We start from the raw sequence: 13,853 nt of genomic DNA on the forward strand, positions 1-13,853 counted from the left end.
CGCAGAGAATAGATGGGTAAGACCTACCAGGCATCCGGGCATAGCGTTGTCGGATCAGACATTGCGATTCCAGGAGGCTCAGTCATGGGCCAGATGCCGCTGCTCGACGCCTACCAGCTCTCCGAGCGCTACAGCCGCGAACGCGGCCGCGTCTTCCTCACCGGCACGCAGGCGATCGTCCGCATCGAGCTCGACCAGATCAGGCGCGACCGCGCCGCAGGCCTCAACACCGCGGGCTTCATCTCCGGCTATCGCGGCTCGCCGCTCGGCGGCGTCGATCTCGAACTGTGGAAGATCGGCGAGCGGCTGAAGCAGAGCCGCATCGAATTCCTGCCCGCGGTCAACGAGGACCTCGCGGCAACGGCCGTGCTCGGCTCGCAGCAGGTCGAGACGCAAAAAGACCGCGAGGTCGATGGCGTGTTCGGGCTGTGGTACGGCAAGGGCCCCGGCGTCGATCGCTCCGGCGATGCGCTGAAGCACGGCAATGCCTATGGCTCCTCGCCGCATGGCGGCGTGCTGGTCGTGGCCGGCGACGACCATGGCTGCGTGTCGTCCTCGATGCCGCACCAGTCGGATGTCGCCTTCATGAGCTGGTTCATGCCGACGCTGCATCCGGCCGATGTCGGCGAATATCTTGCCTTCGGCGAGTATGGCTATGCGCTGAGCCGCTTCTCCGGGATGTGGGTCGGCTTCAAGGCGATCTCGGAGATCGTGGAATCCGGCGCCTCGGTCGAGCTTGCGCCGCCGCGCGTCTTCGCGCTGCCGGAGTTCGTGCCGCCGCCCGGCGGCTTGCATTATCGCTGGCCCGATCTGCCGGGGCCGCAGATCGAGGAGCGGCTGGAGGCCAAGAAGCATGCGGTCTACGCTTTCGCAAAAGCCAATCCGATCGACCGCCGCATCTACGACATCAGGAACGCGACCTACGGCATCGTCACCACGGGCAAGGCGCATCTCGATCTGATGGAAGCGCTGGGGCTGGTCGGCCTCGATGAAGCCGCCTGCCGCCGCTTCGGCATCGACATCTACAAGGTCGGCATGGTGTGGCCGTTGGCGCTACACGATGCGATGGAGTTCGTGAAGGGCAAGCGCGAGATCCTGGTGGTCGAGGAGAAGCGCGGCATCATCGAGAGCCAGTTCAAGGAGTATTTCTACGACTATCCCGGCTCCAAGCCGGAGCGGATGGTCGGCAAGCATGACGAGCGAGGGGCGCGGCTGATCTCCTGGATCGGCGAATTGTCGCCGCTGATGCTGGCCGACGTGCTGGCGCGGCGGCTCGATCCGATGTTCCCCGAGCTGCAACTCGCCCGCCGCGTCGCCGCGCTCGCGCCCGAACGGGATCGCACGATCGCCGTGCCGGGCGCGACGCGGACGCCGTATTTCTGCTCGGGCTGCCCGCACAATACGTCGACGAAAGTGCCCGAAGGATCGAAGGCGCTGGCCGGCATCGGCTGCCATTTCATGGCGAGCTGGATGGACCGCGAGACCTCGTCGCTGATCCAGATGGGCGGTGAAGGCGTCAACTGGGCGGCGTCGTCGAGATTCACCGGCAACAGCCATGTGTTCCAGAATCTCGGCGAAGGCACCTACTATCACTCGGGCTCGATGGCGATCCGCCAGGCGATCGCCGCCAAGGCCAACATCACCTACAAGATCCTGTTCAACGACGCGGTGGCGATGACCGGCGGCCAGCCGGTCGACGGCCCGGTCAGCGTGCAGGCGATCGCGCACAGCGTCCGCGCCGAGGGCGTCGCGCGGATCGCGCTGGTGTCGGATGATCCCGCGCAGTTCGCTCCGGCGGATTTGCCCGGCGGCGTCACCATCCATCCGCGCGAGGAGATGGACGCCGTGCAGCGCGAGCTGCGCGAGATATCAGGCGTCACCGTGCTGATCTATCAGCAGACCTGCGCCACCGAAAAGCGCCGGCGACGCAAGCGCGGCACGATCACGGATCCCGCGCGTTTCGCCTATATCAACGACCTCGTCTGCGAGGGCTGCGGCGACTGCTCGGTGGAATCCAACTGCCTCAGCGTCGAGCCGAAAGAGACGCCGCTCGGCCGCAAGCGCAAGATCAACCTCTCGACCTGCAACAAGGACTTTTCCTGCCTCAACGGCTTCTGCCCGAGCTTTGTCACCATCGAAGGCGGCAAGCGGCGGGCGAAGGGCGCAAGCGCGATCGATCCGCTCGCGCGCGCGGCGGCGCTGCCCGCGCCGGAGCTTGCGGCACTCGACAAGCCCTACGATCTGCTGGTCACCGGCGTCGGCGGCACCGGCGTGATCACGGTCGGCGCGCTGATCGCGATGGCCGCGCATCTCGAGGGCCGCGGCGTCTCGGTGCTCGACTTCACCGGCTTCGCGCAGAAGTTCGGCCCGGTGCTGAGCTATCTGCGGCTTGCGGCGGCGCCCGAGGCGCTGCATCAGGTGCGGATCGACCAGGGCGCGGCCGACGCGCTGATCGGCTGCGACCTCGTGGTCAGCTCGTCAGCCAAGGCCTCCGGGACCTATCGCAGGGGCATGCGCGCCGCGGTGAATTTGGCTGAAATGCCGACCGGCGATGTGGTGCGCTTTCGCGACGCCGACCTCGCCTCGCCGGTGCGGCTGCGCGCCATCGAGCGGGTGATCGGATCAGGCAACCTCACCGCGATCGACGCCAATGCGCTGGCCGAGCGGCTGCTCGGCGACAGCGTGTACGCCAACATCATGATGCTCGGCTTCGCCTGGCAGCAGGGCCTGGTGCCGGTCTCGCTCGACGCGCTGACCCGCGCGATCGAGCTCAACGGCGTCACGGTCGAGCGCAACAGGCAGGCGCTGGCCTGGGGCCGGCTAGCCTTTGCCGACCCGGATTTCTTGCCGAAGGCCGAGAATGCCGACGCCAACGCGCCCGAGACGCTCGACCAAATGATCGCGCGGCGCGCCGATTTCCTGCGCGATTACCAGGACGAGGCCTATGCCGCGCGCTATCGCGCGACAGTCGATCGGGTGCGGCGTGCCGAGGTGGCGCTCGGCAGCGACCGCGAACAAGGTGCGCTCCCTCTCCCGCTTGCGGGGGAGGGTTGGGGTGGGGGTTTCTCCACGAGTCGTATCGCGGAGAGAGCCCTCACCCCTAACGCATCTATCGATGCGTTACGGCCTCCCCCGCAAGCGGGAGAGGCCGACCGAGCTCGCGGCGAGGCTAAACTCCCCCTGACCGACGCCGTGGCGCGGTCGCTGTTCAAGCTGATGGCGTACAAGGACGAGTATGAGGTGGCGCGGCTGCATATGCAGACGGGCTTCCTCGACGAGCTCAGCAAAGAATTCGATGGCGACTTCACGGTACAGTACCATCTTGCGCCGCCGTTGCTGCCGGGCCGCCACGATGCCCGCGGACGACCGCGCAAGCGCGCGTTCGGCCAGTGGATCCAGACGCCGCTGCGGTTGCTGGCACGGCTGAAGGGGCTGCGCGGCACGCCGTTCGATGTGTTCGGTTACACCGCGGAGCGCCGCGCCGAGCGCGAGCTGATCGGCTGGTACCAGACGCTGATCGATACGATCATCGGCAATCTCGACAAGACCCGCCTGCCCGATTTCGTCGCGATTGCAAAAGCGCCGATGGAGATCCGCGGCTATGGGCCGGTGAAGGACGCCGCGATCGACAAGACCAAGGCGGAAGTCACGCGGCTGACCGCGCGACTTGTCGCCATCCCACCGGATGCCGGCGACGGCTCAGGCCGCCGCGCTGCGCTTGGCGGGTGATATCAGGCCGACCACGACCGTCGCCGCCACAGCGACCACGATGTTGAGCAAGAGCGCGCCGAGCCCGACATAGAAGCTGTAGCTGGAACCGCCGAGCGAGATGCTGGCGAGCGGCTTCAGCCCGTTGCTCCATGACGTGTACGTCCCCCAGCCGATGCCGACCGCCCAGCCGAGCAGCAGGCCCTCGGCGCGGAACCAGACGGTGAACAGGCCGAACACCAGCGCCGGCAGCGTCTGCACGATCCAGAGGCCGCCGAGCAGTTGCAGGTCGAGCGCATATTGCGTCGGCAGGAACAGGATGAAGGCGAGCGCGCCGACCTTCACCACCAGCGAGGTGATCTTGGCCACCGACGCCTCACCGGCATGCGAGATGTCCGGATTGACGTAGGACTTCCAGACATTGCGGGTGCCGGCGTCCCGTCATCAACGACCCCAGGAGCAGTTCGTTGCGTCTAGAATCACAGTTGCTCATGGCGATGCTAAAAGGTGTGATCGCTGTGCTGTGCATGCCGCCTATTCGGCCTTGATGCCGGCGTCCTGGATCACCTTGCGCCAGCGCGCCTCCTCGCCGGCAAAGTAGCGGTCGAGCTCGGCCGGCGGCTGGGCCACCATCACGAGGCCCTCATTGACGCTGAGCCTCTTGAAGGCCTCCGCCTGCACGGCCCTGGCCGCGGACTTGTTGAGGCGGTCGATGACATCTGACGGCGTGTTTGCTGGCGCGTAAAGGCCGTACCAGGATTCCGCGGCGTAGCCGGATACGCCGGCTTCCGAGACCGTCGGCAGTTGCGGGAACGAGGCCGAACGCTCGGCCGAAGTGACTCCGATCGCGCGCAGCTGCCCAGCCTCGACCAGCGAGGCGCAGCTTGCGACCGTGGTGAACATCACCTGGATCTGGCCGCCCATCAGGTCCGTGATCGCGGGCGCCGCGCCCTTGTAGGGAACGGTGGTGAAATTGACGGACGCCATGTGCTTGAACAACTCGCCGGCCAGATGCGCCGAGGTGCCGGTGCCATAGGTCCCGTAGGAGAGCTTTTCCGGATCGGCCTTCGCGGCCGCGATCAGGTCTGCGATCGACTTGATCGGCGAAGCCGGATTGACCACCACGACGTTGAACGAGCGCGCCACCAGCGCCACGGGCGCAAAGTCCTTATGCGCGTCATAGGGCAGCTTGCGGTAAAGGCTCGGATTGACGGCGTTGGCGAAGGTCGCCATCAGCAGCGTGTAGCCGTCGGCCGGACTGGTCGCGACGCTCTGGGTGCCGATGATGGTGCCCGCCCCCGGCTTGTTCTCGATGATGATTGTGACGCCGAGATCCTTCTGCATCTCCTGCGCCAGCGTGCGCGCGACGACATCGGTGCCGCCCCCCGGCGCGAACGGCACCACGATTTTCACGATATGGTCGGGATAGCCGGGGAGCGCCGGCGCCTGCAGCAGCACATTTGCTGCGATCGCGAACAGGATGGTGGTCAGGTATCGCAACATCATCAACGGCCCCGGCGCAGCTGCTGCGTCCTTCATACACGCAGTGGCCATGCAAGGGATGCCGGGCGGTCATGACGCGGAAGGAAACGCTGTGCTGCCAGACCCGTCATCCTGAGGTGCGAGCGGAGCGAGCCTCGAAGGATGAACGGCCCGGCTGGTGGCCGTCGATCCTTCGAGGCTCGCAAGAGCTCGCACCTCAGGATGACGGAGATAGATTTGGGATCGTAGTGTTAGCAAGCACGAACACACCGCTCCTCACGAATACGGATTGATCAGCTTCTGCTGCTCGGTGGCGTGATGCACCAGGAGGTCGATGAAGGTGCGGACCTTGGCCGAGAGATGATGGCGGTGCGGATAGACCGCGTTCATCGTCAGCTCGACCGGCCGGTACTCCGGCAACAGCCGGACCAATTCGCCTGACTCCAGCTCGTCGCGCACCAGGAAGCCGGCCGCCAGGTAAACGCCGACGCCCGCCATTGCGGCGAGCTTCAGCGTCTCGCCGCTGTTGGAGATCAGATTGCCCGAGGCCCGGACCGATGCCGGCGCGCCCTTGCGGTCGACGAAGCGCCATTCGTCGAAGGGATAGCTGATGTGACGGATACAGTTGCGATCAGTGAGGTCGGCGAGCTGCTCGGGCTTGCCGTGCTGCGCGATGTAGCTGTGCGAGCAGCACAGCACGTGCCGCCAGGTTGCGATGTTGCGCACGATCAGGCTGGAATCGGGCGGCGGGATCATCCTCACCGCGAGATCGAAATTCTCGTCGATCAGGTCGACATTGCGCTCGCCAATCGCGAGATCGACCTTGACGTCGGGATACGTCGCCAGGAACTCGACGACCGCGGGCGAGAGGAACTGCACGACATGGGTGTTGGTGTAGATGCGCAGCGTGCCGCGCGGCACCGATTGCTGCGCACTGGCGACTTCATCGGCCTGCTCGATATCGGCGAGGATCTGGACGCAGCGGTCGTAATAGGCCTGGCCGATTTCGGTGAGGCTGACCTTGCGCGTGGTGCGGTTGAGCAGCCGCGCGCCGAGCCGGTCCTCCAGCGACTGCACGTGGTTGCTCACCATGGTGGTGGACATGTTGAGCTTGCGGCCGGCTGCGGAAAAACCGCCGGAATCCACGACCCGGACGAAGGCGGTCAGGCTGGTCAGGCGATCCATTCGGCAGGTCCGGATTATCAGCGCTGGCTTGATAATGCTTCCAGTTTTATCGGGATTATCACAGCCGGGAGGATATTGCATCTAGGGGGCCTGGCAGGCGCCCTTTCTGGAAGGACGCAGATTTCGACCAGGAGGACGCCATGTCGACCACGACCTATATCCCTGAAGAATCTCCTAAAATTGGTCTTCGCCCGTCCCGCAAGGCGATCAAGCGGGTGGCGCTCGGCCTCGCCGCGGGACTGGGCATCATCGCCGCCGCCGACTTCGGCTACGACTACCTCACCACCGGCCGCTACCTCGAATCGACCGACGACGCCTATGTGAAGGCGGACTCCACGATCATCGCGCCGAAAGTGTCGGGCTACATCGCCCGCGTGCTGGTCACCGACAACCAGCCGGTGAAGGCCGGCCAGTTGCTGGCCCAGATCGATGATCGTGACTACCGCACGGCGCTCGGCCAGGCCAAGGCCGATGTCGACGCCGCTGGAGCCTCGGTGCGAAATCTCGATGCCCAGCTCGAGCTGCAACAGCCGATCATCGATCAGAGCACCGCCGATGTCGAAGCCGCCGAGGCCAATCTGAAATTCGCGCAGGAAGAGCAGACCCGCTATGACGGGCTGATGAAGTCCGGCTCCGGCACCATTCAGCGTGCGCAGCAGACCGACGCGGCGCTGCGCGCCAACACCGCGCAGCTGCAGCACGCCAAGTCGGCGCTGTTGGCGGCGCAGCGCAAGGTCGACGTGTTGACCACGCAGCGTGCCCAGGCTGTTGCGCAGGTGGATCGCGCCCGCGCAGTCGAACAGCAGGCTGAGCTCAACCTGTCCTACACGAAAATCACGGCGCCGGTCGACGGCACAGTCGGCGCCCGCACGCTCCGGGTCGGGCAATATGTCCAGGCCGGCACCCAGCTGATGGCGGTGGTGCCGCTCGATGCGGTCTATGTGGTCGCCAATTTCAAGGAGACGCAGCTGACCCATGTGCGCAACGGCCAGCCGGTCGAACTCACCGTCGACAGTTTCCGCGGCACCACGCTGAAGGGCCATGTCGACAGCCTGTCGCCGGCCAGCGGTCTCGAATTCGCGCTGCTGCCGCCCGACAACGCCACCGGCAATTTCACCAAGATCGTGCAGCGCGTGCCGGTCAAGATCGTGCTCGACGACCGCAGCCTCACCGGCCTGCTGCGTCCGGGCATGTCGGCGATCCCGACCGTCAATACCAAGGCGACCGTGCTGGCCGATCGTGAAGAGAAGCGGCGGCTGGCATCAGTGACGCGGCCGAGTGGCGGGTAGGACTTTCCTTTTCTTCGACAACCAAACGCGATCGATCGTAAAGATTGGTCGCGTTTTTGCTGTGTTCGTTCCACAGCGTCCCTTCTTCGTGCCGCGATCACCGGCGACAGGGCTCCCTCCCCCCTTGCGGGGGAGGGTTGGGGAGAGGGGTACCGCTTGCTCTGACGTCAGACGGATCGCGACTGCCGCTGCTAGTAACGCGTCAGCAGGATTGAAGCGGCTCGCGTAGTCTCCGGCACCAATGCCCGGGGCACCCCTCTCCCCACCCTCCCCCGCAAGGGGAGAGGGAGCCTGAGAGGCGTGCTCACCTCACGAACCAATCGCCTGCGCGAGCTGAGCCCGTGTTGCAGTGGCCGCTGCCGCAGTCACGAGCGCAAACCACAGCGCGATTATCAATTACAAGAGGACAATCCTTCCAGTCTTTCCCGGATTATCGAAACCGGCCGCCTAATGCATCTTGCGCGGGCAAGCAGGAAACACTCCGATGACCGCGCTCCAGCCCACCGTCAATGCAGCCGACGCTGCTACCCTCACCCCGCCCGCCGCGCCGGCGACGCCTGCGATCCCCACGAAAACCTGGATCGCGGTGATCGGCGCCACGCTCGGGGCGTTCATGGCGGTGCTCAACATCCAGATCGTCAACGCCTCGCTTGCCGACGTGCAGGGCGCGATCGGCGCCGGGATCGACGACGGCGGCTGGATCTCGACCTCTTACCTGATCGCCGAGATCGTGGTGATCCCGCTCTCCGGCTGGCTCGCGCAGGTGTTCTCGGTGCGCATCTATCTGCTCACCAATGCGTTCCTGTTCCTGGTGTTCTCGGCGGCGTGTGCGCTGGCGCAGGACCTGCCGCAGATGATCGCGCTGCGCGCCATCCAGGGCTTTACCGGCGGCGTGCTGATCCCGATGGCGTTCACGCTGATCATCACGCTGCTGCCGAAGGCCAAGCAGCCGATCGGGCTCGCGCTGTTCGCGCTGTCGGCGACGTTTGCGCCGGCGATCGGCCCGACCATCGGCGGCTATCTGACAGAGAACTGGGGCTGGCAGTACATCTTCTATGTCAATCTGGTGCCCGGCGCCGTGATGATCGGGATGCTGTACGTCTCGCTCGATCCGAGCCCGATGAAGCTGTCGCTGATCCGCCGGGGCGACTGGCTCGGCATCATCACCATGGCGATCGGGCTTGCCGCGCTGCAGACCGTGCTGGAAGAAGGCAACAAGGACGACTGGTTCGGCTCGCCCTTCATCGTCCGCCTGTCGGTGATCGCCGCCGTCGCGCTGACAGCCTTCCTGATCGTCGAATTCACCGTCGAGAAGCCGCTGCTCAATCTGCGCCTGCTCGCCCGCCGCAATTTCGGCTTCGGCATGCTGGCCAACTTCCTGCTCGGCATCGCGCTGTACGGCTCGGTGTTCATCCTGCCGCAGTATCTGGCGCGCATCCAGGGCTACAACGCCGAGCAGATCGGCATGGTGCTGGCCTGGACCGGCCTGCCGCAGCTGCTGCTGATCCCGCTGGTGCCGCGGCTGATGCAGCGCTTCGATCCCCGCATCATCATCGGCATCGGTTTTGCGGTCTTCGCCGGCTCCAACTTCATGAACATCTTCATGACCAACGATTACGCCACCGATCAGCTGTTCTGGCCCAACGTGGTCCGCGCCATCGGCCAGGCCCTGGTGATGGCTCCACTGTCGGCGGTCGCGACCGCGGGCATCGAGATGGAGAACGCCGGTTCCGCCTCCGCTCTGTTCAACATGATGCGGAACCTCGGCGGCGCCGTCGGCATCGCGGTGCTGCAGACGCTCTTGACCAAGCGCGAGCAGTATCACTCCAATGTCCTGATGCAGTCCGTCTCGCTGCTGGAGCAGGCAACCCGCACCCGGATCGAGCAGATGACGCAGTATTTCATGAATCACGGCGTCGCCGATCAGGCCACCGCCGCCCACCGCGCCATCGCCGCGATCGGCAACGTCGCGCAGAAGCAGGCCTACATCCTCGCCTTCAGCGACACCTTCTATCTGCTCGGTGTGGCGCTGATCGTAGCGCTGGCTGCGACACTCTTCCTCAAGAAGCCGGGCCAGCTTGCTGGCGGCGGTGCACATTAACTACCCCAACCCCAACCAAGGAGAAGGACCATGAAGCCCCGCATGAATTTCTACCAGGCCGCACCCGAGACGATCAAAGCGCTGGTCGCGGTGGAAACCCAGATCACTGCGAGCGGTCTCGAGCAATCGCTGATCGAACTCGTCAAGACCCGCGCATCGCAGATCAACGGCTGCGCCTATTGCATCAACATGCACACCGAGGACGCCCGCAAGCACGGCGAGACCGAGCAGCGGCTCTATCTGCTCAACGCCTGGCGCGAGTCGCCGCTGTACTCCGAGCGCGAGCGCGCGGCGCTGGCCTGGACCGAAGCGCTGACGCTGGTATCGGAAACGCACGCGCCCGACGCCGACTATGAAGCTGTGCGCGCACAGTTCTCGGACAGCGAGCTCGTCAACCTGACCACGCTGATCGGCGCCATCAACGCCTGGAACCGGATCGCGATCGGCTTCCGCGCGGTGCATCCGGTGAAGGTGAAGGTCGCGGCGTAAGGGGCGGCCGCAACCCTTCTCCGTCATCCTGAGGTGCGAGCTCTCGCGAGCCTCGAAGGATGCACGGCCCCGCCGGTGGCCGTCGACCCTTCGAGGGCCGCTAAAGAAGCGGCCACCTCAGGGTGACGGGTTTGGCCTCTGCGCTAGCAGCAAGCCATCTATCGAAGCGCAATGGCTTGCCGGGTCAAGCCCGGCAATGACGGATCAAACCGCCGTCGCGCGCGCGAACTCGACATAGATCTCGCGCAGGCGGTCGGTGATCGGGCCGACCTTGCCGGTGCCGACCTTCTTGCCGTCGATCGCGACCACGCCCTGCACGAACACCGAGGCGCTGGTGATGAAGGCTTCCTTCGCGGCGAGCGCTTCCTCGACCGTGAAGGCGCGTTCCTCGATGCGAAGCTGGCGCTCCTCGGCGAGCTTGACCACCGCCTTGCGGGTGCAGCCGGGCAGGATCTCGTTGCCGTTCTGCCGGGTCACGATGACGTCGTCCTGGGTGACGATGAAGGACGAGGACGAGCCGCCCTCGGTGACCTTGCCGTCCTCGATCATCCAGGCCTCGCCGGCGCCGGCCGCGGCCGCCGCCTGCTTGGCCAGCACCTGCGCCAGTAGCGCCACGCTCTTGATGTCGCGCCGCTCCCAGCGGATGTCGGGCACCGTGATGACGTTGATGCCGGTCTTGGCCGAGGGCGCGTTGATGATGTCCTTCTCCGAGGTGAACATCACCAGCGTCGGCTTGACGTCGGCCTTCGGGAACGGGAAGTCGCGCCCCTTGTCTGCGCCGCGGGTGACCTCGAGATAGACCATGCCGTTGACGAGGTTATTGCGCGCAACGAGCTCCTTCTGGATCGCCTCGATCCGCTCCAGCGTCTCCGGCAGCGCGAGCTGGATCTCGCCGACCGAACGCTTGAGCCGCGCCAGATGCGAGGCGTTGTCGATCAGCTTGCCCTCGAGCACCGCGGCCACCTCGTAGATGCCGTCGGCAAACAGGAATCCGCGGTCGAACACCGAGACCTTGGCCTCGGAATGCGGCACGAACGAACCGTTGACGTAAGCGATCTTTTCCACGCGAGTTCTCCTGCGGACGAAGGACTAGTTTCAGGCCTTCGTATACGCAAATTGTTAACGGGGATAAACCCCGGCCGCCGTCATTCCGGGATGGTCCGAAGGACCAGACCCGGAATCTCGAGATTCCCCGGTGCGCAATTGCGCACCTGAGGTTCGATGCTTCGCATCGCGCCGGAATGACGGCTGAGAGATCAGTGCTGCAAGATCTTCGACAAGAACTTCTGCGCGCGGTCGCTGCGGGGCTTGCCGAAGAAGTCGACCTTCTTGGCGTCCTCGACGATCTCGCCGCGGTCCATGAAGATCACGCGGTCGGCGACCTTGTTGGCAAAGCCCATTTCGTGGGTCACGACCATCATGGTCATGCCCTCGCTGGCGAGGTCGACCATCACGTCGAGCACTTCGCTGATCATCTCGGGGTCGAGCGCCGAGGTCGGCTCGTCGAACAGCATGGCGATCGGGTTCATCGCGAGCGCGCGAGCGATCGCGACGCGCTGCTGCTGGCCGCCGGACAATTCTGCGGGGAATTTCTTGGCGTGGTCCTTCAGCCCGACGCGATCGAGCAGCTTCATGGCGGTGACCACGGCGTCGTCATGCTTGCGTCCCAGCACCTTCTCCTGGGCGAGGCAGAGATTGTCGATGATCCGCAAGTGCGGAAACAGCTCGAAGTGCTGGAACACCATGCCGACGCGCGAGCGCAGCTTCGGCAAATCGGTATTGGGGTCGTTTACCTTGATGCCGTCGAGGATGATGTCGCCGCCCTGGATCGGCTCCAGCGCGTTGACGCATTTGATCAGGGTCGACTTGCCCGAACCGGACGGGCCGCAGACCACCACCACCTCGCCCTTGGCGACACTGGTGGTGCAGTCCTTCAGCGCCTGGAAGCTCGGCCCGTACCATTTGTTGACGTGATTGATCTCGATCATGATGGCTCAACTTGTTTGTTCAGCGAACAATGGCAATACGCGCCTGCAGGCGCCGGACGAAGAACGACGCGACACAGGAAACGACGAAGTAGACCAGCGCGGCGAACAGGTACATTTCGACCAGACGGCCGTCGCGCTGCGCGACCTTGCTGGCGGCGCCGAGGAAATCCGGGATCGACAGCACGTAGACCAGCGAGGTGTCCTGGAACAGCACGATGGTCTGCGTCAGCAGCACCGGCAGCATGTTGCGGAATGCCTGCGGCAGCACGACGTAGCGCATGGTCTGGCTGTAGGTCAGGCCGAGCGCGTTGGCGGCGGCCGGCTGGCCGCGCGAGATCGACTGGATGCCGGCGCGCATGATCTCGGAGAAATAGGCCGCCTCGAAGATGATGAAGGTGATCAGCGAGGAGGCGAATGCGCCGACCGTGATCGGCCGCGACGCACCGGTCACCCACTGCCCGATATAGGGGACCAGGAAGTAGAACCAGAAGATCACCAGCACCAGCGGCAGCGAGCGGATGAAGTCGACATAGAAGCCGGCGATGCGCCCGAGCACCTTGTAGCTCGACAACCGCATCAGGGCGATCAGCGTGCCGAACACGAGGCCGCCGAACGCGGCGAGCGCCGTCAGGGTCAGCGTGAAGCGCATGCCCTCGAAGAACAGATAGGGCAGCGAGCGGCGGATGACGTCGAAATCGAAACTGCCGAGCATGGTCATTTGCCCGTGATGTAGCCGGGGATCGCGACGTAGCGCTCGAGGAAGCGCATCGCGGTCACCACGACGAAATTGAGGAGAAGATAAAGCACGGTGGCCGCCGTGAAGGCCTCGAACACCTGGAACGAGAATTCCTGCATCGAACGGGCCTGGCCGGTCAGCTCGATCAGGCCGATGGTGATGGCGACCGCGCTGTTCTTGATGGTGTTGAGGAATTCGGAAGTCAGCGGCGGCAGGATGATGCGGAACGCCATCGGCAGCAGCACGTAGCGATAGGTCTGCAGCGTGGTTAAGCCCAACGCCGTTGCGGCCTGCTTCTGGCCGCGCGGCAGCGAGCCGATGCCGGCCTGCAATTGCACGGCAACGCGCGCCGACATGAAGAAGCCGACACCGATCGCGGCGGTCCAGAACGGCGCATTCGGCAGCTGCTTCATCCAGAGCCCGGCAGCCCTCGGCAAAAGTTCGGGCAGCACGAAGAACCACAGGAACAGCTGCACCAAGAGCGGCATGTTGCGGAAGAACTCGACCCAGCAGAAGCCGATCCACGACGCGGTCTTCGACGGCAGCGTGCGCAGCACGCCGACCACGGAGCCGAACACCAGCGCGATGATCCAGGCGAGCACCGACACCTTGATGGTGACCACCAGTCCCGCCAGCAACATGTCGAGATAGGTGCCGGTCCCCATCGGGTTCGGCTCGAGAAAGATGTGCCAGTTCCAATTGTAGTTCACAGGTCCCCCGCGCTCCCGCGCCAATCACGCATTACGCCGACATCACGCGCGGCGTCTACGTCGCGCTTGGCGACTATGCAAATGTCCGGCCATTCTCCTCCAAAAATGGCCGGACATACTTAACTCTCAGGATCCGCCGCCGAGAGGCGACGGGTCAAACGCAGC

Annotated in this window: 10 protein-coding genes and 1 pseudogene; 4 read left to right on the forward strand and 7 right to left on the reverse strand. The window is 64.9% G+C overall.

The genetic code is table 11. The annotated features are described in order from the left end of the window. Positions 1–84 precede the first annotated feature (84 nt). Positions 85–3,729 carry an indolepyruvate ferredoxin oxidoreductase family protein gene (locus V5279_RS37410; RefSeq protein ID WP_338691935.1) on the forward strand — a complete coding sequence of 1,215 codons (3,645 nt, stop codon included), beginning with the start codon at positions 85–87 and terminating at the stop codon, positions 3,727–3,729. On the opposite strand, the pseudogene V5279_RS37415 reads toward V5279_RS37410, so the two are convergent. The 3 genes and pseudogenes from V5279_RS37415 to V5279_RS37425 all read right to left on the reverse strand — a co-directional run. Further along, positions 3,700–4,137, reverse strand: a pseudogene (locus tag V5279_RS37415) (sodium:solute symporter); the annotation flags it as partial. The gene V5279_RS37410 and the pseudogene V5279_RS37415 sit on opposite strands and share 30 nt — an antisense overlap. A gap of 105 nt (positions 4,138–4,242) precedes the next feature. Continuing rightward, the gene (locus tag V5279_RS37420) at positions 4,243–5,214 is read right to left on the reverse strand and encodes a tripartite tricarboxylate transporter substrate binding protein (RefSeq protein WP_338691936.1); all 972 of its coding nucleotides are present in this window, start codon (positions 5,212–5,214) and stop codon (positions 4,243–4,245) included. Between the two features lie 252 nt (positions 5,215–5,466). Beyond that, positions 5,467–6,375, reverse strand: coding sequence for a LysR family transcriptional regulator (locus tag V5279_RS37425; protein WP_166298826.1), 909 nt, complete (start codon positions 6,373–6,375; stop codon positions 5,467–5,469). Between the two features lie 140 nt (positions 6,376–6,515). On the opposite strand from V5279_RS37425, the gene V5279_RS37430 reads away from it, so the two are divergent. The 3 genes from V5279_RS37430 (at position 6,516) to V5279_RS37440 (ending at position 10,254) form a co-directional block, all read left to right on the forward strand. Further along, positions 6,516–7,664: an HlyD family secretion protein gene (locus tag V5279_RS37430; protein WP_338691937.1), complete on the forward strand. Its 1,149-nt coding sequence runs from the start codon at positions 6,516–6,518 to the stop codon at positions 7,662–7,664. 484 nt (positions 7,665–8,148) lie between these two features. Further along, positions 8,149–9,765 (forward strand): MDR family MFS transporter, encoded by a 1,617-nt coding sequence (locus V5279_RS37435; RefSeq protein WP_338691938.1) that lies wholly within the window; start codon positions 8,149–8,151, stop codon positions 9,763–9,765. A 30-nt stretch (positions 9,766–9,795) separates the two neighbouring features. Beyond that, positions 9,796–10,254, forward strand: a complete 459-nt coding sequence (locus V5279_RS37440; RefSeq protein WP_029079321.1) for a carboxymuconolactone decarboxylase family protein — start codon at positions 9,796–9,798, stop codon at positions 10,252–10,254. 204 nt (positions 10,255–10,458) lie between these two features. Here the strand turns inward: V5279_RS37440 and V5279_RS37445 are convergent, their stop codons facing one another. The 4 genes from V5279_RS37445 to V5279_RS37460 all read right to left on the reverse strand — a co-directional run bounded on the left by V5279_RS37445 (position 10,459) and on the right by V5279_RS37460 (position 13,688). Continuing rightward, positions 10,459–11,319 (reverse strand): D-amino-acid transaminase, encoded by an 861-nt coding sequence (locus V5279_RS37445; protein WP_338691939.1) that lies wholly within the window; start codon positions 11,317–11,319, stop codon positions 10,459–10,461. Positions 11,320–11,510: 191 nt separating this feature from the next. After that, positions 11,511–12,242, reverse strand: a complete 732-nt coding sequence (locus tag V5279_RS37450; protein WP_338691940.1) for an amino acid ABC transporter ATP-binding protein — start codon at positions 12,240–12,242, stop codon at positions 11,511–11,513. A 19-nt stretch (positions 12,243–12,261) separates the two neighbouring features. Next, on the reverse strand, positions 12,262–12,954 hold the full coding sequence (locus tag V5279_RS37455) for an amino acid ABC transporter permease (RefSeq protein ID WP_029079324.1): 693 nt from the start codon (positions 12,952–12,954) through the stop codon (positions 12,262–12,264). Positions 12,955–12,956: 2 nt separating this feature from the next. Beyond that, entirely contained in the window at positions 12,957–13,688 is a 732-nt protein-coding gene (locus V5279_RS37460) for an amino acid ABC transporter permease (RefSeq protein WP_166298832.1), read from the reverse strand. Positions 13,689–13,853 lie beyond the last annotated feature (165 nt).

This window comes from Bradyrhizobium sp. 26S5, assembly GCF_036923295.1.
GTDB classification, from domain to species: domain Bacteria; phylum Pseudomonadota; class Alphaproteobacteria; order Rhizobiales; family Xanthobacteraceae; genus Bradyrhizobium; species Bradyrhizobium septentrionale.

Excerpts from the sequence above, each read along its gene's own strand:
- V5279_RS37430 (WP_338691937.1), top strand. The coding sequence starts at position 6,516 with ATGTCGACCACGACCTATATCCCTGAAGAATCTCCTAAAATTGGTCTT.
- V5279_RS37440 (WP_029079321.1), top strand. The coding sequence starts at position 9,796 with ATGAAGCCCCGCATGAATTTCTACCAGGCCGCACCCGAGACGATCAAA.
- V5279_RS37410 (WP_338691935.1), top strand. The coding sequence starts at position 85 with ATGGGCCAGATGCCGCTGCTCGACGCCTACCAGCTCTCCGAGCGCTAC.
- V5279_RS37435 (WP_338691938.1), top strand. The coding sequence starts at position 8,149 with ATGACCGCGCTCCAGCCCACCGTCAATGCAGCCGACGCTGCTACCCTC.
- V5279_RS37425 (WP_166298826.1), bottom strand. The coding sequence starts at position 6,375 with ATGGATCGCCTGACCAGCCTGACCGCCTTCGTCCGGGTCGTGGATTCC.
- V5279_RS37420 (WP_338691936.1), bottom strand. The coding sequence starts at position 5,214 with ATGATGTTGCGATACCTGACCACCATCCTGTTCGCGATCGCAGCAAAT.
- V5279_RS37455 (WP_029079324.1), bottom strand. The coding sequence starts at position 12,954 with ATGCTCGGCAGTTTCGATTTCGACGTCATCCGCCGCTCGCTGCCCTAT.
- V5279_RS37450 (WP_338691940.1), bottom strand. The coding sequence starts at position 12,242 with ATGATCGAGATCAATCACGTCAACAAATGGTACGGGCCGAGCTTCCAG.